Origin of the sequence: Fodinicola feengrottensis, assembly GCF_039530045.1 — a bacterium.
In the GTDB taxonomy this organism is placed as follows: domain Bacteria; phylum Actinomycetota; class Actinomycetes; order Mycobacteriales; family HKI-0501; genus Fodinicola; species Fodinicola feengrottensis.
The window spans coordinates 35249-54569 of record NZ_BAAANY010000018.1 but is presented as its reverse complement, the minus strand read 5'-3'; the positions used below and the strand labels follow the sequence as shown (position 1 = coordinate 54569).

Annotated in this window: 20 protein-coding genes; 12 read left to right on the top strand and 8 right to left on the bottom strand. The window is 66.1% G+C overall.

Features of this window, described 5'->3' with window-relative positions:
• Nucleotides 1-63 precede the first annotated feature (63 nt).
• Nucleotides 64-804, bottom strand: coding sequence for an SDR family oxidoreductase (locus ABD301_RS22620; protein ID WP_344312395.1), 741 nt, complete (start codon nt 802-804; stop codon nt 64-66).
• Nucleotides 805-1003: 199 nt separating this feature from the next.
• Between ABD301_RS22620 and ABD301_RS22615 the strand changes: the two genes are divergently transcribed.
• Both ABD301_RS22615 and ABD301_RS22610 read left to right on the top strand, forming a co-directional pair.
• A complete protein-coding gene (locus ABD301_RS22615; protein WP_163568002.1) occupies nt 1004-1192 on the top strand; it encodes a YegP family protein in 189 nt (62 codons plus the stop codon).
• 52 nt (nt 1193-1244) lie between these two features.
• Nucleotides 1245-1850, top strand: coding sequence for a histidine phosphatase family protein (locus ABD301_RS22610; RefSeq protein WP_344312394.1), 606 nt, complete (start codon nt 1245-1247; stop codon nt 1848-1850).
• Here the strand turns inward: ABD301_RS22610 and ABD301_RS22605 are convergent.
• The gene (locus tag ABD301_RS22605; protein WP_344312393.1) at nt 1840-2760 is read right to left on the bottom strand and encodes an alpha/beta fold hydrolase; all 921 of its coding nucleotides are present in this window, start codon (nt 2758-2760) and stop codon (nt 1840-1842) included. The two genes, ABD301_RS22610 and ABD301_RS22605, sit on opposite strands and share 11 nt — an antisense overlap.
• A gap of 1 nt (nt 2761) precedes the next feature.
• Nucleotides 2762-3514, bottom strand: a complete 753-nt coding sequence (locus ABD301_RS22600; RefSeq protein ID WP_163568054.1) for an SDR family oxidoreductase — start codon at nt 3512-3514, stop codon at nt 2762-2764.
• 124 nt (nt 3515-3638) lie between these two features.
• Between ABD301_RS22600 and ABD301_RS22595 the strand changes: the two genes are divergently transcribed.
• Nucleotides 3639-4697 carry a CapA family protein gene (locus tag ABD301_RS22595; RefSeq protein WP_163568005.1) on the top strand — a complete coding sequence of 353 codons (1059 nt, stop codon included), beginning with the start codon at nt 3639-3641 and terminating at the stop codon, nt 4695-4697.
• On the opposite strand, the gene lgt is transcribed toward ABD301_RS22595, so the two are convergent.
• Nucleotides 4694-5506: a prolipoprotein diacylglyceryl transferase gene (lgt, locus tag ABD301_RS22590; protein WP_344312392.1), complete on the bottom strand. Its 813-nt coding sequence runs from the start codon at nt 5504-5506 to the stop codon at nt 4694-4696. The two genes, ABD301_RS22595 and lgt, sit on opposite strands and share 4 nt — an antisense overlap.
• A gap of 124 nt (nt 5507-5630) precedes the next feature.
• On the opposite strand from lgt, the gene ABD301_RS22585 reads away from it, so the two are divergent.
• Together ABD301_RS22585 and ABD301_RS22580 are read left to right on the top strand one after the other, a co-directional pair.
• Nucleotides 5631-6248, top strand: a complete 618-nt coding sequence (locus ABD301_RS22585; protein WP_163568006.1) for a TetR/AcrR family transcriptional regulator — start codon at nt 5631-5633, stop codon at nt 6246-6248.
• A 38-nt stretch (nt 6249-6286) separates the two neighbouring features.
• Complete coding sequence (locus ABD301_RS22580) at nt 6287-7423, top strand: alpha/beta hydrolase family protein (RefSeq protein ID WP_344312391.1); 1137 nt, start codon at nt 6287-6289, stop codon at nt 7421-7423.
• A 401-nt stretch (nt 7424-7824) separates the two neighbouring features.
• Here the strand turns inward: ABD301_RS22580 and ABD301_RS22575 are convergent, their stop codons facing one another.
• The 3 genes from ABD301_RS22575 to ABD301_RS22565 form a co-directional block, all read right to left on the bottom strand.
• Entirely contained in the window at nt 7825-8625 is an 801-nt protein-coding gene (locus ABD301_RS22575) for an SGNH/GDSL hydrolase family protein (RefSeq protein ID WP_344312389.1), read from the bottom strand.
• Nucleotides 8626-8804: 179 nt separating this feature from the next.
• Nucleotides 8805-10433 carry an acyl-CoA dehydrogenase family protein gene (locus ABD301_RS22570; protein WP_163568008.1) on the bottom strand — a complete coding sequence of 543 codons (1629 nt, stop codon included), beginning with the start codon at nt 10431-10433 and terminating at the stop codon, nt 8805-8807.
• The gene (locus ABD301_RS22565) at nt 10408-11028 is read right to left on the bottom strand and encodes a TetR/AcrR family transcriptional regulator (protein WP_344312388.1); all 621 of its coding nucleotides are present in this window, start codon (nt 11026-11028) and stop codon (nt 10408-10410) included. The genes ABD301_RS22570 and ABD301_RS22565 overlap by 26 nt, the downstream gene beginning before the upstream one ends.
• Before the next feature lie 76 nt (nt 11029-11104).
• Between ABD301_RS22565 and ABD301_RS22560 the strand changes: the two genes are divergently transcribed.
• The 7 genes from ABD301_RS22560 (at nt 11105) to ABD301_RS22530 (ending at nt 17970) form a co-directional block, all read left to right on the top strand.
• Complete coding sequence (locus ABD301_RS22560) at nt 11105-11743, top strand: LysE family translocator (RefSeq protein WP_163568009.1); 639 nt, start codon at nt 11105-11107, stop codon at nt 11741-11743.
• An 8-nt stretch (nt 11744-11751) separates the two neighbouring features.
• Nucleotides 11752-11937, top strand: coding sequence for a DUF1272 domain-containing protein (locus tag ABD301_RS22555; protein WP_163568010.1), 186 nt, complete (start codon nt 11752-11754; stop codon nt 11935-11937).
• Nucleotides 11938-12029: 92 nt separating this feature from the next.
• A complete protein-coding gene (locus tag ABD301_RS22550; protein WP_344312383.1) occupies nt 12030-13448 on the top strand; it encodes an amino acid permease in 1419 nt (472 codons plus the stop codon).
• A 103-nt stretch (nt 13449-13551) separates the two neighbouring features.
• A complete protein-coding gene (locus ABD301_RS22545; RefSeq protein ID WP_163568012.1) occupies nt 13552-14604 on the top strand; it encodes a copper resistance D family protein in 1053 nt (350 codons plus the stop codon).
• A 77-nt stretch (nt 14605-14681) separates the two neighbouring features.
• Nucleotides 14682-16058: a hypothetical protein gene (locus ABD301_RS22540; RefSeq protein WP_344312382.1), complete on the top strand. Its 1377-nt coding sequence runs from the start codon at nt 14682-14684 to the stop codon at nt 16056-16058.
• A gap of 24 nt (nt 16059-16082) precedes the next feature.
• Nucleotides 16083-16736, top strand: coding sequence for a class I SAM-dependent methyltransferase (locus tag ABD301_RS22535; protein ID WP_344312381.1), 654 nt, complete (start codon nt 16083-16085; stop codon nt 16734-16736).
• Nucleotides 16737-16926: 190 nt separating this feature from the next.
• Nucleotides 16927-17970 carry an IS630 family transposase gene (locus ABD301_RS22530; protein WP_344312379.1) on the top strand — a complete coding sequence of 348 codons (1044 nt, stop codon included), beginning with the start codon at nt 16927-16929 and terminating at the stop codon, nt 17968-17970.
• 83 nt (nt 17971-18053) lie between these two features.
• Here the strand turns inward: ABD301_RS22530 and ABD301_RS22525 are convergent, their stop codons facing one another.
• Nucleotides 18054-19295, bottom strand: coding sequence for an HNH endonuclease (locus tag ABD301_RS22525; protein ID WP_344312375.1), 1242 nt, complete (start codon nt 19293-19295; stop codon nt 18054-18056).
• Nucleotides 19296-19321: the final 26 nt, after the last annotated feature.

Genomic DNA, 19321 nt, shown 5'->3' with positions numbered 1-19321 from the left:
TGTACGTACGTGGCGCGATTCTAGAACGGCGTTCGTTTGCGCACCCGCGGGTGTGAGATATCCCTACCGCCCGCCAGCGACTCGCAGGATGGCGCCGGTCGTGTACGAGGCCTCGTCCGACAGCAGCCAGCAGATCGCCGCCGCGATCTCGTCCGGATCGGCGGCGCGCCCGATCGGCAGCGTCGGGGCCATCCGCTCGATCCGGCCCGGATCGCCGGCCTCCGCGTGGAGTGTCGTCGCCACCAGGCCCGGCGCCACCGCGTTCACCCGGATCCCCTGCCCGCCGACTTCCTTGGACAGCCCCATAGTGAAGGCATCGACTGCGGCTTTGCTTGCCGCATAATGCACGTACTCGCCAGGACTGCCTAAAGTGGCGGCCCCGGAAGACAAGTTGACGATGGCGCCGCCACTGCCGCCACGTTCAGTGGACATGATCCGTACGGCCCGCTGTGCACAGAGCTGCACGCCGACAATGTTGACCTCAGCCACCCGCCGGAAGACCTCGCCGTCAAAATCGGCGAACGGGCCGAGCGGCCCGGTATACGCGGCATTGTTGACCAGCCCAGTGATCGGCCCGAGTTTTGCTGTCGCCGTCTCAAAAAGCCGATCGATGTCCGCCTCGGACCCAGTGTCGGCCTGGACCACCAACACCGTCCCGGGTGCCAGCTCCCGTACCAGATTCTCGGCCGACTCCTCGTCTTGCCGGTAGCTGACACACACCACGTGCCCCGCCGCCACCAACCGGCGCGCCGTCGCCGCCCCGATTCCCCGAGTCCCACCCGTCACCATTGTCACCTTGGTCATGATCACGACGGTATACGGCCGGTCACTTGACTATCCAACGATGTCGCACGCACGTACCGAACTTTTTCCGATCGCACCGCGGCGGCAAGGTCGGCGGGGTCCAAGCAGGATCCAGTAGCGACTGCCAGCGCGGCCAATCCGGCCGTACGTCAGTATTGGTCCGCACACTCGGCAGCTTGCCGGCGGATGAAGGAGCAGCATGGCTGGGACGTTTGAGATCTTCGTGGACAAGGGCGGGAAGTTCCGGTTCCGGCTGCGGGCCGGCAACAACGCGGTCGTCGCGGCTGGCAGCGAAGGTTACGCCAGCGCGGGCGACGCGCAGCGAGGCGCTGAGGCCGCGCAGCGGGCCGCCGACGGCGCCGACATCGTGGACCTGTCCGGCAGCTGAGTCGCCGTAAATGGCGTGCGACCGACGGCGTACGCCAGCATGATGCACCGATATGACGGTCATTCATTTTGTGCAGCATGCCGAAAAACAGTCGACCGCCGGCGATCCGGGACTGACTGAACATGGTCATCGTCAGGCGGCGAATGCCGCCGCGCAGTTCCGCAGCCTCGGGATCACCAATCTCTACAGCAGTCCCCTGCGACGCGCGCTGGAGACAGCACGTCCGTTCGCCTCCGCAACCGGTCGGACGATATGTCAGGACGAGTCCTTGCGTGAGCGGATGAACTGGGACGGACTGCTGGCCAGGTCCGACTTTCTCTCGGACTGGAACAGGTCGACGCGCGATCGCGACTATTGGCCGCGCGTCGGCGAATCATCACGAGCCGCCGGGGAACGCCTTCGATCGTTCGTCTTGAGCGTCCAGGACATCCCGGGCCTGGTCGTCGTGGTCACTCACGGCGGCGTGACGGTAGATCTTCTCCGTACGCTTCTCGGCGATGACAACCTGCCGCCGAGTCTGATCGCGGATGGCGTACCTCCGTGCGCCATTACCACCCTCGACGGCCTCCAAGTCACCTCGCTGCCGTTCAAGGCGCCCACCGGGAGGGAACTCGTAGCACGAAACCCGAACTGCGGGCCCGACGAGACTACGTTTTAACCGTCCCGTAGACCATTTTCCGGATTGGCGCGGCGACCACGTGTGGGCGTTCCATCATCAGCATGTGGCCGGTGTCCGGCTCGACGTGCAGGGTCGCGGACGGGATGGAGTCGGCCAGCTCGCGGCTGTGCCGGACCGGTGTCAGCACATCGTTTCGGCCCACCACGACGGCAACTTGCGCACCGGCGAGCGCGATCAGCTGGGATCGGTTGTCGTACGCCAATAACGCCGGATAGAGATCCACGATCGTACGAGCCGGCGTCGCGTGGATCATCTCGGCGCAGGCGCGTACGGCCGAGGCGGGCGCCGCCGGGCCGAACCCGACTCGCTGGAGTTGTCGCTGGTGTATCCGGTATTTCGGTGGCAGCAAACGACGAGCCCGGTCGATGCCGCCCGGATATCGCTGACCCACCGCCAGCAGCGGTGCCGGCAGGTTTCGGGCTAGGTGGGCGAAACGGCCGCGCCGCGGGTGCCGGTCAGCCAGGCCGCCGGCGGCGGTGCTCACCAGCACAACGCCGGTCACCCGCTCCTGGATATACGAGGGGTGCGCGGCGGCCAGAGCCATCACGGTCATGCCACCCATCGACATTCCGGCGAGCACCACCGGCCCGGTCGGCGCCACCGCTTCCAGGACCGCATAAAGGTCCTCGCCGAGCCGGTCGACCGTCACCGGCGAGGTGTTTCCCCAGGTGGACTGGCCATGCCCGCGCTGGTCGTACCGGACGAAACGGGTGCCGCCGACGTCCTCGTCATGGGCGAGCGAGCGTAGTGATCGGAGTACGGGCGTCCACGACTGGGCGCGCAACGTCCAGCCGTGCGCGAAAACCACCGTGACCGCGCCGTCCGGGTCGCCGGTGATGTCCACGTGCAGGCGGGCGCCGTCGTCCGTACGCACAGTGCGGACGCGCATGTCAGACGCCGCCGCGCAGGGTGATCCCGCCGTCCAGGACCAGGGTCTGTCCGGTGATCCAGCCGGCCCGGTCGGAGGCGAGGAACGCGACCGCGGCGGCCACATCCTCCGACTCTCCGAGCCGCTTCAACGGGTACGCGGCGGCCACGCCGGCCTCGTCCGCCGCGTAGAGCTTCTCGGCGAACCTGGTCTTGACGACCGCAGGCGCCACGGCGTTCACCCGTACCGAAGGCGCCAGCTCCAGCGCCAGCTCCTGGGTGACGTGGATCAACGCGGCCTTGCTGGCGCCGTACGTGCCGATGCCCGGCGCCGGCCGCAGCCCGCCGAGCGAGGCGATGTTGACGATCGAGCCGCCGTTGTCGGCCATCCATGCCTTGTACGCGCGGCTCGCCCAGGCCATCGCGGCGAAGACGTTGACCTCGAAGATCTTGGCGACCGCGGCCGGCTCGATGTCGACCATCCGGCCGAAGACCGGGTTGGTGCCGGTGTTGTTGACCAGCACGTCGAGGCTGCCGAACGTCTTGATAACCGTCTCGACCACCTCGGCCTGGTGCTCCGGGTCGTGCGCCTTGCCAGCGATGCCGATCGCGTTCTCCGGACCGCCCAACTGGTCCACCGCGGCCGCGAGCGGCTCAGCCGAGCGCGCCGTGACACACACCTTCGCCCCGTTATCGACCAGTTCCTGCGCGACCGCCAGCCCGATTCCCCGGCTGGCTCCGGTCACCACGGCCACTTTCCCGTCGAACGAGCCCATGCCACCCCTCACGCTCACTACCGCTTGGTAACACCTGACGGTAACCCGCCACCGCACGCCGCCGCGACAGACCGCCCGATACGGTCAGTACGCTGCCCAGATGGCCTTAGATCATCGCTCGAGAATGAGCACGCTGGCGGCTGTCCTTATCGCCGCCCTCACGCTCGCAGCGTGTTCCAATGGCACCGCGTCACCGCCCAAGCAGACCGTCAGCCCCAAGGTCGCCGCCGCGGCGAGCCCGTCGACGGACCCCGGTGCCCCGATCACGATCTCTTTCGCCGGAGATGTCCATTTTACTGGGCGTACGGCCAAACTGCTCGACGACCCGAGCACCGCCTTCGGCTCGATCGCGACGCAGTTCCAGTCCACCGACCTCGCGCTGGTCAACCTGGAGACGGCCGTGACGACCGGCGGGACGCCACAGCCCAAGCAGTTCGCCTTCCGTACGCCCGGCACCGCCTTCGACGCACTCAAGGCGGCCGGCATCGACGCCGCCGTGATGGCGAACAACCACGCGCTGGACTACGGGCAGACCGGCCTCGCGCAGACGCTCGCCGAGTCCAGGAAGCGGAACTACCCGGTGATCGGCATCGGACACAACGCCGATGAGGCATGGGCGCCGTGGATCGTGAACGTACGCGGCACGAAGATCGCGTTCATCGCGGTCAGCCAGCTGCACGAGCTCTCCGATGTCTGGACCGCCACCGACACCCGGGCCGGCGAGGCTTCGGCGTACGTGAACCTGCCTCGTACGATCGCCGCCGTCAAGGCCGCCCGCAAGGAGGCCGACGTGGTGATCGTCTACGTGCATGGCGGCACCGAGGGCCAGCAGTGCGCGACGCCCGCGCAGAAAACGCTCGCCAAACAACTGTCCGACGCCGGCGCTGACGCGTACATCGAGACGCACGCCCACCTGCTGCTTGGCGACGGGTGGATGGGCAAGACCTTCGTGGAGTACGGGCTCGGCAACTTCCTCTGGTGGCAGGACAACGCGCTCAGCAACGACACCGGGGTCCTGAAGGTCACGATCAAGGACAAGAAGGTGACCGGTGGTCAGTTCACCCCGGCACACATCACCAGCACCGGCCAGCCGGTAGTGGCGACCGGCTCCGAAGCGACCCGTATAACCGACAAGTTCGACGCGCTGCACGCCTGCACCGGCCTCGCCCCATCGCCGAGCTAGGCCTCTTCGACGACTTTTGGTCGCTCCCGTTTCCAGAGGAAATAAGCCAAAGCAGCGACGAAGACGACCACCGAGGTGAAGTCGTTGAGCCGGATCCCGAGGAAGTGGTTGACGTGGTCCGTGCGCAGTGCCTCGACCCAGAACCGGCCGACGGTGTACGCCATCACGTACAGGGCGAAGGCCTGACCACGGCCGAGCTTGAACCGTTTGTCGGCCCAGATGACCAGGAAACCGACGCCGACATCCCACAGCAGCTCGTACAGGAAGGTCGGGTGGTACGTGCCCGGCAGCGTGCCGATGGCGTGGCCGGTGGCCGGGTCCAGTTGGTGCACGACCAAGCCCCACGGCAGGCTGGTCGGTCCACCGTAGAGTTCGTTGTTGAACCAGTTGCCAAGCCGCCCGATGCCCTGCGCGAAGACCAGCCCGGGGGCGACCGCGTCGGCGACCAGCGCGAACGACAGCCCGAGGCGGCGGCACGCGATCCACGCGCCAAGACCGCCGAGCACCACCGCGCCCCAGATGCCCAGGCCGCCCTTCCAGATCGCCAGCGCGTTCCACGGGTTCTGGCCGGCGGCGAAATACAGCTCGGGGTCGGTGACGACGTGGTAGATCCGGCCACCGATGATGCCCAGCGGCACCGCCCACAGGGCGATCTCGGTGACCGCGCCGGGCGGGCCGCCGCGGGCCCGCAGCCGCCGGTCGGTCAGCACGACCGCGACCACGATGCCGGCGATGATGCAGAACGCGTACGCGCGCAACGGCAGCCAGCCGAACAGGTACCAGACGTTCTGGGTGGGGCTCGGGATCATGCCCCGAACGTACGACCTACGCGGCCCGCCGCGGGCACCTCCCCCTCCGAATGACTCAGGTGCCCGCGGTGGGTGCTCAGTGTGCAAGAGGTGTCTTGCGATACGCAAGAGTAACGTCGTACCAATGGCAGCCGGGACACGTGAGCGGATCATCGACGCCGCGCTCCGGCTGTTCGGCGAGCGAGGGGTCGCCGCCACGCCGGTGACCGCGATCGAGGCGGCCGCCGGGCTGGCCTCGGGCAGCGGCAGCTTCTATCGCCATTTCAAAGACAAGAACGAGCTGCTGCTGGCTGTGATCGAGCGGGAAATGGCGCGGGTGAAGAAAAACCTGCCGCAGCTCGCCGACCTGCCGCGCGGCGACGATCGCTCGGCCGCGCCACTGGCCGCGCAGTTGATGAGCGACCTGGACTTTCTGGCCGACCTGCGGCCGATGATGGCCATCCTGATGTGGGAGCGGGGACATCCCAGCGAGCTGTCCACCAAGGTCCGCGGCGCGATGGTGGAGCGGGGCGTCGAGCTTGGGGTCGCCGACCTGCTCGTGCAGTCCCGTACCCCGGCCGTCAAGGACGATCTCGAGGCCGCCGCGACCGTGATGATGTATGCGATGGTCGGCTATTTTCTCGCCACCGACTTCTTCGGCGCCGCCGCGGGCGGCGTCAGCGCCGAACGTTTCACCACCACGCTGGCACGGCTGATGGTCGACCCGGCGGACATCGGGCACAGCCCACCCCGTGACGTTTGACATGGGCGCGGCGAAGGCCGCGGTCGTACGGTCCAATCATGAGAAATCGAAACGCCATTCGCGCACTGGCTGGCCTGGCGGTCGCGGCACTCGCTTTCACCTGCTCGACGATCCCGGCATCCGGGGCGGCAGCACCAAAAACCGTTGGCCACCAATCCCTGAACCTGGATTTCGGCGACTTCACCGCCAAAGCCGAGCTCGACTATCCCACCTGGCGAAAGAACGCGCCGGTGGTCGTACTCATCCCCGGGTCCAGCCCGGAAGACCTGAACGCCGACATTCCCGGCCCGGACGGCAAACAGCTGTCACATATCTTCCTTGACCTGGCGAATTCGCTGACTGCCCGCGGATTCGCGGTTATGCGCTATAACAAGCACTACGTGACGAGCATGACGCAGGTCGATTACCAGAGCTACTACACCAAACTCACTCTGCAGGGCATGCTGAAGGACGCCGGAACCGTACTCACCGCGGCGCAGAACAATCCGCACGTCGACCGGCATCGGGTCTTCCTTTACGGCTGGAGCGAGGGAAGCACGGTCGCCGCGGCACTGGCGGCCGCACATCCCGAGCTGACTGGCATCGCGTTCCAGGGACCAGTTACCCAGTCGTGGCCGAGCCTTTTCCAGTGGCAGTACGAAATGGTCGGCGTCCCGTATCTTCGCCAATTCGCGGTGAACGGCGGCGTCGGGTCGGACGAACTGAAGAAGGCGTCCGCCGGCAGCGGCGGTCTGGTCGCCAAGGAGATCATCCAACTGCTCGCGCCGCAGTCCTATACCGGCGATTTCAGCATCGACCCGGCACTGGATCCCAACCACGACGGCCGGATCGACATCGACAACGAGCTGCTGCCTGCCATTCCGGGCCTGATCGCGAAGCTCGTCACCGGCCCCCTGCACATTTACGCGCCCGGCGAGGCGCTGCCCGATGTCAGCCAGGTCGCGCCGAAACTGCGGATGCCGATCCTGGTGCTGCAGGGCGGCAACGACGCGAACGTACCGGCTTCGGGCGCGGCGACCCTGAACCGGAACCTGCACCGCGACCACGTGGTCAGGATCTATCCCGGTCTTGGGCACACCCTCGGCCGGACGGCGACCCAGATCGGCGACAACTTCCAGCCGATGACCGCCCAACCGCAGGCAGATCTCGCCCTCTGGCTGCTCCTGCACAGCTAAGCCTCACTATCGAGAGTCGTCACGGCGGCTCGGCTCGCCGCCGCGACTGGGCTCGCTGGCGCGGCGTTTGCCACAGGAATCACGTCACTCGACGCCCAAAGACACAATGTGAGTGCCACTCGGCGAGTGGCACTACTTTCCGCGTCACTCGCCGAACCCGACCCGGACCTCAGTGCCTACCCCACGGCACCAGCAACTCCGACAAACCAGGTGCGGCGCGAAACTGTCGTACCCACCCTGTTTTCTTACCCCCACCCAGTGAACGGGGCGGGGGGTGGGTCAGAGGCGACGGCCAAATTTTCGAAAGACATCGGTCCTCAAACCCACCCCCCACCCGTCACTGGGTGGGGGCAAATCTGCCGGAGGGGTACGACAGTTTCGCGCCGCACTGGCTTTTCTGATCAGGTGGTCAGGGCGGTTTGGACGAGGTTGGCGTAGCCGACCTGGCCGTCGCGGTTGGGGTGGTAGGACTCGGTGATCGGGTCCGACAGGCCGTTGAGCCACTCGGCGGAGTCACAGATCTCGTGGCCGGTGAAAGCGGACCGCGGATCGACATAGCCGAAACCGTGGGCGCTGGCGCGACCGCTGGTTGTGGCGGCGAGCAGGTCGCTGGTGTCGTTCAGCCGGGACATTTCGTCCGGGCTGATCCGGGCGCCCGCGTTGCACTGCTGGCCGTTGAAAAGTCGCGGGTAGCCAACCACCACGACCTTCGCGTTCGGGGCCAGCGTGTGGATCTTGGTGTAGAGACCGTCGAGCACTCCCGGCAGCGTGTTGCGGATGTACGTCTGCGCCTTGTCGATGTCGCCGCCGCACGTGTACGGCCACGGCTTCGCGCATTGGGTGATCACACTGGAAAAGCCGGCGTCGTTTCCACCGACGGTCACTGTCACGTCGGCGGTGCTGGCCGACAGGCTGCCCAGCTGGTTGAGCACGTCCGGGACCCGCGCGCCCGAACAGGCGGCGAACGTCAGCGTCAGACCGAGGCGCTGCGCGTCCAGGACGGGATAGGCGTAATTCGACCGTTTGCAACTGGTGTTGTCGTACGTGTACGACCGCGTACCGACCCCTGAGCTGTAGGAATCTCCCAGTGCCGTATAGGCGGCCCCGGCGGCATGTGCGGCGCCGCTTCCCGTCATCACGCAGGCGATCGCGAGACCGCCCACCGTCATTACCCGCGCCAACCGCTGCCCGAACCGACTCATGGCGAGCTCCCTGGTCGTGGAGAGGATGCCGCACAATGATGAGGTGTAAGTGAGGTGCGACACAAGACCCAATTCGGAAAATTATCTCCAAACGGGTCGGCATCCATCGCCAAAGTATGGGAGTTACACATACAAACGGCCTACAAGGCGGCCGGAATTCGTACGGCTGAAAGACTGGCTTACCGCAGTCGGGCCCGGTCGATGATCGCGGCGGTGTCCAGCCGAGACGGCAGGGTGCCGAAAGCGACCCCCCAGTCATCGGCCAACCGAGAGGCGCAGAAAGCGTCGGCGACGGCCGGATTGCCGGTGCGTACGAGCAACGAGCCCTGCAGCACCAGCGCCATCCGCTCGACTATCCGGCGGGTCCGGTATTCCAGGTCTTCGAGGTCGGACAGTTCCTTGTGCAAATGGGCGATCGCGCTGTCCAGCCGGGCGTCGACGCCGGCCGCGAGGTCCACCTCGGCGAAGAAGGCCTCCACCGACTCCGGCTGTTTTGCCATTGCCCGCAACGAATCCAGCGCCGCCACGTTCCCGGAGCCCTCCCAGATCGAGGACAGCGGCGCCTCCCGATAGAGCCGCGGCATGCCCGATTCCTCGACATATCCGTTGCCGCCAAAGCATTCCAGCGCCTCGGCCGCATGCGCCGGAGCGCGTTTGCACACCCAGTATTTGCTGACCGCGAGCCCCAACCGGCGGAACATCTCCTCCTGCCGGTCGCCGCGGGCCGCCCGGTCGGTGGCGCCAGCGAGCCGCATCGCGACCACGGTGGCCGCCTCGGATTCCACCGCGAGATCGGCCAGCACATTGGTCATCAGCGGCTGATCGACCAGCAGGGCACCAAAAGCACGCCGGTGGCAGGTGTGGTGCACGGCGTGCACCAGGCCCGCGCGCATTCCGGCGGCGCTGCCCAACACGCAGTCCAGCCGGGTGTTGTTGACCATCGCGATGATCGTCCTTACGCCCTGGCCTTCTTCGCCCAGCTGCCAGCCAACGGCATTGTCATACTCGATTTCGGCCGACGCGTTGGACTTGTTGCCAAGCTTGTCTTTCAAGCGCTGCAAGCGAATCGGGTTCCGGGTCCCGTCCGGCAGCACCCGCGGCAACAGGAAACAGGAAAGGCCGCCGGGTGCCTGCGCGAGGGTCAGAAACAGGTCTGACATCGGCGCGGACGTGAACCACTTGTGGCCGACGAGGGTGTACGTGCCGTCCGCATTCGGCGTGGCGGCGGTGGTGTTCGCGCGTACGTCCGAACCGCCCTGTTTCTCGGTCATGGACATGCCGGCGATCAGGCCGCGTTTTTCGGTGGGTACGCGCAAACCGAAGTCGTAGCTTCGCGCGGCCAGCAGCACCTCGTACTGCTCGGCCAGCCGCTGGTTCGCCCGCAAAGCCGGAATCGCCGCGTACGTCATGGAAATCGGGCAGCTGTGACCCGCCTCGACCTGTCCCCAGACCAGGAATTTCGCTGCCCTGGCCACATGTTCGCCCGGCCGGTCCGACCGCCACGGCGCCGCGTGCAGGCCGTGCTGGACCGCGACGGTCATCAGGTCATGCCAGTGCGGGTGGAATTCGACCTCGTCGATCCGGTTCCCGAACCGGTCGTGTGTCTTCAAGATCGGTGGGTTCGCGTTGACCAGCCGCCCCCATTCGCGAGCTTCCTCGCCGCCGGCCCGTTCACCCAGCTCGTGCAGCTCCGGCTCGACCCATCCGGCGCCCTGCTGGCGGACGCTTTCCAGCAGCGCCGGATCCGCGGCCACGTCGTAGCCGTCGATCGGCGGCACCTGGTTAGTGACCTCGTGTGTCGTCGACATCGGAGCCTCCCAAAGCACGAATGGCGAAAGTGACCAGACTCGGTATCACGTCCGGATGCGGATTTCCGTCCGCGAGCGGCCCGACCAACACCTCACCCACCGCGCCGATCAACGCGGCCGCGGTGGTTTCCGGATCTTGCGGGGGAAGGGCGCCCGAGTGCACTCCCCTGGCTATTTGTTTGGCGGCTTGGCCGCGGAAAGTACGCCGAAAGGCCAGCCGCTCGGTCTCCACCGCCGGGTCCACCGGCTCGGCCAGCAGCGCGTACGCCAGCCGCGGCGATTTCAGTGCCCGGCCAGCGAAAGTCTCGACAAAGGCGACGATCCGTTCGGTCGCGGTGCCCGGCACCGCCATCGCCTCGTCGATCGCTCGTACCTCCCGGCCAACCGCGGTCCGGAACAACTCGACCGCGAGCTCCGCCTTGGACGGGAAGTGCTTGTAAACCGTGCCGGTCGCGATCCCGGCGCGGGCCGCCACCGCCGCCATCGAGCAGCCCGGGTAGCCATGCTCGGCGAGGATCGCCAGCGCGGCATCCACGATCGCGACCCGCTGGCTGTCCAGACGGGCCTGCACCTGGGGCGTACGGCGGTACGGCACGCAAGAAGTGAAGCACTGATTCACTTCTTCACGCAAGCCCTACCCGGGAACCGGCCGGTCAGGCAAGATCGAGGCCATGCAATGGCGACACATCCTGGGCTTCGCCCTCGCCGTCCTGCCCATCTGCCTGACGCCGGGCGCCAGCTTCAGCCTGGTGACCCAGCGAGTGTCCACTGGCCGGCGGCAGGACGGCCTGATGGTCACTTTCGGTACGGTGACTGGCCTTTTCGTGCACGCGACGCTCGCCGCGGCTGGTCTGTCCACGCTGGTCATGCGTTCGTCGGAGGCCTTCACGGTGGTCAAGATCGGCGGCGCCGGCTACCTGGTGGGGCTCGGCTGCTGGACCCTCTGGTCGACCCGCCGCCGCAAGAGCGCGGCAAGCCACCCCGCCACGCCCAAGCGCAGCCGACTGCCGTGGAGCGGCCACCACCCGTACGTACAAGGGCTGCTCAGCAATGTCCTCAACCCGAAGGCGGCCTCGGTCTACCTGACCCTCGTCCCACAGTTCCTCAACCCGCAGCGGCCGATCGCCGTCCAGATCGCGTTGCTGGCGCTGGCCCACGCGGCGGTGGTGATCGGCTGGCTGACCGGCTGGACTTTCGTGGTGTCCGCGGCCAAACGGGTGCTGACCGCCTCCTGGTTCAAGACCGGCATGACCCGGGTGACGGCCACCGTCCTCATCGCTCTCGGCGTCCGCGCCGCCGTCACCGATTAGGAGCAGAGATGCTGGAAATGCGTACTGTCTGCGAACGTTGCGAAGCCGCCCTCACACCGGACGGACCGGCGCGGATCTGCAGTTATGAATGCACCTTCTGCGTGCCGTGCACGACCGCGATGCGCGATCGCTGCCCCAACTGCGGCGGCGAACTGCTGTCTCGACCTCGCCGCACCACGCCGGTGGATTCATAAGGATTCGGCCGGTACGGGTCGAAACTGGCTCGGGTACGCCGCGAACCGGCAAGATTGCCGCGAGCGACCCACCTCCTGGACAGGAGCCACGCATGGCGAACACTGTCGAATCCCCGGAAACCGCGGCGCCGGCTGGGCTCAAACGGGCCCTGTCGAGCCGACAGATCGCGATGATGGCCATCGGATCGGCCATCGGCACTGGCCTGTTCCTGGGGTCCGGTCTCGCGATCTCGTTCGCGGGTCCGGCGGTCATCGTGGCGTACGTGATCGGCGCGGTCGTCGCGTTGGCGGTGGCGTACGCGCTGGCCGAGATGACCGTCGCGCACCCGGAGGCGGCCGGTTTCGGGGCGATCGCGGCGCGATATCTGGGCGCCGGCGCCGGTTTCGTCCAACGCTGGATTTACTGGACCGCCGTGGTGGTGAACATCGGCGCGGAAGTCGTCGCGGCCGGAATCTACGTACGGTTCTGGTGGCCTGGCGTGCCACTGTGGGTGCCGGCAGTCGGATTTTCGGTGCTGATGCTGGTGGTCAACGTGTTGTCGGTCCGGTTCTTCGGCGAGTTCGAGTTCTGGTTCGCGATGATCAAGGTCGTCACGATCGTGCTTTTCGTGCTGATAGGCGTGGTCGCGATCGTCACCGGCCTGCCCGGTCACCCGGCCTCCGGGCTGCGTGCGGTCACCGCGTACGGCGGCTTCACCCCCAACGGCCTCGGCGGCATCTGGCTCGCGCTGACCGTGGTCACCTTCAGCTATCTGGGCACCGAGGCCGTCGCGGTGGCGGCCGGCGAGTCGAAGAACCCGCGCAAGGACGTGCCGCGCGCGGCCCGCTCGATGGTCCTGCGGCTGGGCCTTTTCTACATTCTCGCGATTGCCGTCGTCATCGCGATCGTCCCGTGGACCCAGACCGCGAAAGCCAACGGTGTCAGCGAAAGTCCGTTCGTTCAGCTGTTCACCACGGCCGGCGTGCCGGCCGCGGCCGTCATCATGAACTTTGTCGTACTCACCGCCGCGCTGTCGGCGATGAACAGCAATTTGTACGTGGGCTCGCGGATGGTGCATTCGCTCGCACTGGACGGCATGGCGCCGCGCTGGCTGGCCGGGGTCAGCTCCCGAGGCGTACCAGTGCGCTCCCTCGGCCTGTCCGCGGTCGGGCTGGCACTCGCGATCGGCATCTCACTGATCTCCCCGGACAACGCGTTCGCCGCCCTGGTCGGGCTGGCGCTTTTCGGCGCACTGGTGACGTGGCTGCTGATTTTCGCCACCCTGCTGGCATTTCGCCGCCGCCGGGCCGCCGAAGGTCAACCGCCTTCGCTCGTACGACTGCGTGGCGGTCCGGTCCCGGTCGTGTTGGCGATGATCTTCCTGGTGTCGGTCATCGTGACCACCGCTTTCACCCCGCAGTTCTGGATCGTGCTGCCGGCCGGCGTGCCCTTCCTCGTCGCCCTCTGCCTCGCCTATCTCGTCGTACGCACCATCCGCCGCTCCCGCGCGAAGACCCAGTCGGCCCGCTGACCCGCCTATTCTCTCGCCGATGTATCCGCACGTGTCGACAAGGTCTTGGAAGAGAAGGGATTCGGCCGCTGAACCGCACGATCCGCGGGTTAGCCTTGGGTGGATGACCACCGAGACCGCGAAATCCGCTGCCCGACCGGCTGTCCGCCGGCCGGACGTGCCGCGGTTCGCACTGGGTGCGGCGCTGGTGCTCGGCGCGCTGGTGGCGACCCTGGTGGCGACGACGGTCACGCTGGCGAAACCGGTGCCGGGACTGCAATTGCCGAGCGCGGCGATCGAGTACGGGATCGCGCTTGCCCGCGCGTTGCTGGACATCAGTGCGGTCGCCACGGTTGGCCTGAGTGTGCTGCCCAAGCTGTTCCCGGTGGAGCGGCTGGCGGCCGCCGAGGCGATGTTGGTCCGGATCCGGCCGGTGGCGGTGTTCACCGCCGCGACCTGGGCATTCAGCGCACTGATGGCACTGGTCCTGCAGGCCGGCGAGCTGTCCCCCGGCACCCCGATCACGCTCGCCGCGGTGGTGGACTACGTACGCCACATCGGTGCTGGTCAGGGCCTGCTTTTCACGGCTGGCTTCGCGCTCGCGTACGTGGTGTTCGGGGCGCTCGCGATTCGCTTCGGTGAGGCCGTGCCGGCCGAGCTGCGGGCCGGGATCGCGCTGTTCGGGCTGCTGCCGCTGCCGGTCACCGGCCACGCCTCAGCCTCGCGGCTGCACGACCTGACCATGGTGTCGATGGAGCTGCACGTCGTCGGTGCCAGCCTGTGGACGGGCGGCCTGCTGGCGACCGTGGCAGTGCTGGCCCGTCGGGCCGACCTGCTCGCCGACGCGCTGCCGCGGTTCTCCAAACTCGCCACCCTGTGCCTTGCCGTGGTGGCCGTGACCGGGGTTCTCAACGCGCTCGCCGAGCTGGCGTTCACTCCCGGGGTGGCGTTGCCCGGCTCGCTTTTCACCACCGGCTATGGCCAGCTCGTGCTGGCCAAAATCGTCTTCGTGCTGATCCTCGCTGCCACCGGCGGCGCCATCCGCTACCGGTTGTTGGGCCCGATCGGCCGCGGCGAACGCACCGCGCTGGTCGGCTGGGTGACGCTGGAGTTGCTGGTGATGGGCCTCGCCTACGGCGTCGCCGTGGTCCTGATCCGCGCGCCCGTCATCAGCTGACCTCACCCACCCTCCACCGCCGGGGGCTACACTTCTCCATAGTCGATGCTATTTTCGAGATGGCGAAGGTTGGGCGGATGCGGATTCCGGCGGGTGGGCTGCGGGCGGCACTGACCGGGGGCAACACGATCGGCGCGGCCGTACGGGAGAAGGAGCCACGCACGGACGGCTATCGGCACCTCGACACGCCCGCGCTGATCGCGTATTTGACCGACCTGGGCGCCAACGCCTATCTGTACGGGATTTGGGACTCGCCAACGGATTGGGACGACCTGCGACGGGAATTCGCGCCGGCAGCTGCCGAAGCCGGCATCGACGTGTGGCCTTATTTGGTGCCACCGTCCGAAACTCGGCAGGACGGCCGCGCGTCCCGGCCGTACATGACCGATTTCGTGGCCTGGGCACAGGCGATCGCCGAGTTGTCGGTGAAAGTCCCGAGCGTGACCGCGTGGGCCATCGACGACTTCCAGTTCGCCGAGAACGCGAAGCTGTTCACCGACTCGTACATGACCGAGATCGTGGCAGCACAACGGGAAATCAACCCGGAGCTGGGCTTTTACACGTGTGCGTACTATGACGCGGCGACCAGCGACGAGTTTCTCGACCAGTACGGGCCATACATCGACGGCATCATCTATCCGTTTTTGGACGGCCACCGACAGAACACTCACGTGTCGAGCACCGCGACACAGTGCTTGGACGCCATTCTCGCGAAAACCGAGCCACGCGGTATCTCCCTCCTGCAACTCGTCTATGCCGGTCGCTTCCTCGACGCGCCGATCCCGCTCACCGAGCAATATGTCACCGAAAGCGTGGCCACCGGCCTGAAATATGCCGCCGACGGGCGGATCGCCGGCGTCATCGCGTACGGGCTGCAGTGGGACAACGCGCCGACGCCGAGCAGCGATCGCAACGCCATGTACGGCGACGGGCGGCTCAGCCTGGTGGTGCCGGCGGTCCGAGTCGGTGCCGGAAACTATGGCCAGGCCTCGACAGTCGTACGAGTGCAGGCCGACGCGCCCCGGCACGAGCTGTCCTTCTGGCATCACCGGGCCTTCACCTGCCGCTTCCCGTCTCGCGGCGACTACGCGATGGAAGTGTTGATCGACAACGAAACCGTCTGGGAATCGGATGTTCTGGACCACCCGTGGCTGCTCTGGATCCAGGGCGAAGGACTACAGGGGCCGGTGGACGTCACTCGTTGGCTGCGCGGGAAGACCACCGCGACGCTGACTTTCCGGCTTCGCGCGTACGCGGACACCGAGCCGGCGAACCTCAATGTCGGCATCGACCACCTGGAAAGCCTCGGTTTCAGCATCGACAATCCCGATTTCACCGGACCGGATGGCTGGACGACCACCGCGACCGGCACAATCCCGCCGCCGGCGGTGGAAGTCTTCGCCCCGGACCGCCCAGCCCGCATCCTCGCCGCCGTACGAGAGCAGTTCCGCTGACGGCGACCGCGTAAGTTGGTCGGCATGACAGACACGTCCCGGACGCGGCACAGTTACGATCTGGTCGCCGAAAGTTATGCCGCCGAGCTCAGCGACGAGTTGCGGGGCAAACCGCTGGACCGTGCGTTGTTGAGCGTTGTGGCCGAAATTTCCGGGGACGGGCTGGTCGCCGACCTCGGGTGCGGGCCCGGACACGTCGCGGCCCATCTCGCCGCGAATGGCGTACGAACCGTGGGATTGGACCTGTCGCCGCGAATGTGCGCCACCGCGGCCCGAGCCACCGCGCTGCCGTTCTGCGCGGCCGACATGACCGCGCTCCCGCTGCGGGACAACACGCTCGCTGGAATCGTCTGTGTATATTCGGTCATTCACCTGGATGCCACTGAGCGTGCGCAGGCGTACGCCGAATTCGCCCGGGTGCTACGGCCCGGCGGCGTCGCCCTGATCGCATTCCACACCGGCGACGCCGAGCGAGCGGCCGGCGACTCCATCATCCTCACTGAATGGTGGGACCAAGACGTCGAACTGACCTTCCGGTATTTGGACCCGGCCGCGGAAACCTGTGCTCTTTCCGCGGCCGGGCTGGAAATCACCGCCCGGCTGGACCGCGAGCCACATCCCGGCGCCGAACATCCCAGTCGGCGGTCGTATCTGCTCGTACGTGCCTCGAGCCACTGAGCAGTTTGTGGTTCTGAGGGCTCGGTTGCGCGCGTTGCGGCCAAAATTGGATGAGCCGCGGTGGCGACCGGCAATGGGTGCCGAAGCGACTTCCCCGCATCGTCAAGGCGCTCTTCCGTAATCCTGCGGTACGTCTCATGTCTCTTACCAAGGCGGGGGTGTTGTAGTGGACTTTTCCTGAGGTGACCTGTTGGCTTGCGGTATAGCTGGCGAGAGGTTGAGTCGGAAGCAGTTGCGGAGTCTGCGGGTTGAGGCTTTGCGGATGTTTGAGGCGGGTATCGATCCGGAGACTGTTCAGGTGGCGCTGGGTGCTGGCCGCTCGACGGTCTATAGGTGGCTTGCGATCTATCGGTACGGTGGCGGTCCGGACGTGTTGTTGAATGTGAAGTCGTCTCCTGGCGGTCCGTCGAGGTTGCCGGCGACGGCGATCGCGAAGTTGTACGGTTTGATCACTGGTCATGATCGGCGTCAGCTGCATTTCGAGTTCGCGTTGTGGACCAGGGATATGGTCGCGGACTTGATCAAGCGGGAGTTCGGTGTCCAGTTGGCGACCACGACGGTCGGGCGGTTGCTGCGGACGATGGGTCTGTCCCCGCAGCGACCATTGCGGCGAGCCCACGAGCAGAATCCGGAAGCTGTTGCGCGGTGGAAGGATGAGGAATATCCGGCTATTGTCGCGGCCGCGGAGAAGGTCGGTGCAGTGGTGTATTTCGGTGACGAGGCGTCGATCAGGTCTGATTTTCACAGTGGCACCACGTGGGCTCCGATCGGCCAGGCCCTAGTGTTATCTAAGACTGGCAACCGCGAGTCGATCGGGATGATCTCCGCGATCACCGCTGGCGGGTCGTTGAAGTTCAGCACTTTCACCGGCGGCCTCAACTCCGAGGTGTTCATCGAGTTCTTGACCAACCTCGTCCGTGGGTCCCGCCGTCCAGTGTTCCTCATCCTTGATCGACACAGTGCACACATCTCGAAGATGACCACCGAGTACGTGAACTCAACCAACGGGAAGCTTCGCCTGTTCTTCCTCCCGTCCTACTCACCGGAACTCAACCCGGACGAGTGGGTCTGGAAGAACGTCAAACACGATCAGGTCGACAATGCCGGCGTGCTCAACGTCGACCAGCTGTTCAGCGCGGCCACGGACGCCCTGACCCGACTCCAGCAACTTCTCCGCATCGTCAAGGCATTCTTCCGCGACCTGTGTCTGCGATACATCTCAAATGTCTCTTAGCTCATTGCCGGCTTGGGTAGCCAGTCGGTGGCAGAGTTGTGGGCCGCCGGGCGTGGTGGTGCCCGGCGGCCGGGTGGATTTTTCTATGCAGCGAGCTGATTAATCCCGCGGATGGGTCTTCGTTCGCGGTCAACGTACGCTGGCGGCAGGAATTCAACAATTCCATCAACAATGCGTACGTCCCAACCACCGTGATGGACGAGCCGATGACACCTGTCGCAAAGGAGCACGCAATTTTCAAGACAAGTAGCCCCACCATCAGCCCAGTGACAAATATGATGCCCCCTCGTCCAACGAGGTGGTCGCCCGCATCTGGCGCAGCCTTCGTCTCGCGCTATCAAGGCTTTGCGTAGGGCCGGTGTGATGAGTCGTTCGTTGCGTCCAACATCAAGGGGCACACTGTCGCTGCCCAGCACCATCGGGATAATGTCCGCGTCACAAGCAAGCCGGCGGACGCCCTCTGGGGAAATCGGTGCGCCACTGTACGGATAAGCGACACCGAGCCGGTCCCGCAGCATGTCCCAAGTCATCGTAATAGTCAGATGCGGCCGCTCAGCACCCTGAATCGGGAGTTTCCCGGAGTCCGCGATCAGATTCAGGGCCTCCGCGAGCGCGTACCCGTTGCGCTCAGACACTGACCGCTGATCAGGGGTGCCATTCTCAGCCGGGCGAGGTTTGGCCAGTGGGCTCAGAATCTCACTGAACAAAGTGCCGGTTTCACTGTCGAAGGAGCCACTGAAGTTCAGGCGTCCGTCTGTTCCGGTGTGGAGGGATAGTTCGCGGCGTGGTTTCTCGTTTTCGTGTTCGGAGGGCGCCGGTCCGTCGGGATCCAGGTGGTCGTGGATGCGTCGCCCTACTTTGGCTAGGCCGGGTGCGGTGTACCGTTTCGCGTGTTCCACCAGGGACGCTTCGGCTTCCTCACGGTCCTTGATGGTCACCCTGGCCGGGAGCCTGTTCACGACCCCAACGATTGTGTCGATTTGGGAGTCGGCGAGTTCCCCGCGGCGCATGGCTTGGCTGGTGATGCTGAGTGTGGGGGCGAGGGTTTCGCCGGTGAGGGCTTGGCTGGGGCACAGGTTCAGGGCTCGTTTGTAGCGTCGGGACGCCTCTGTGGGGGACAGTCGCAGGAGGTCTTGCAGCATTCCCAGGGTGTTGCGGTGCCCGAGCGTCTTGCCGACGTTTCCTCGGTGGATCGCCGCGACAATGTCCAGCACCTCGACCTGCAGCAGCCGGACCGCTTTTTCTTTCTCCTGCAGCAGCTCACCGAGCTCGTCCGGGTCACACCTCCAGAGTTCTGGAGAGGTGGTGTCATCGCCGGCAGCCATGACATTAATACTACCGCCGGCACCGA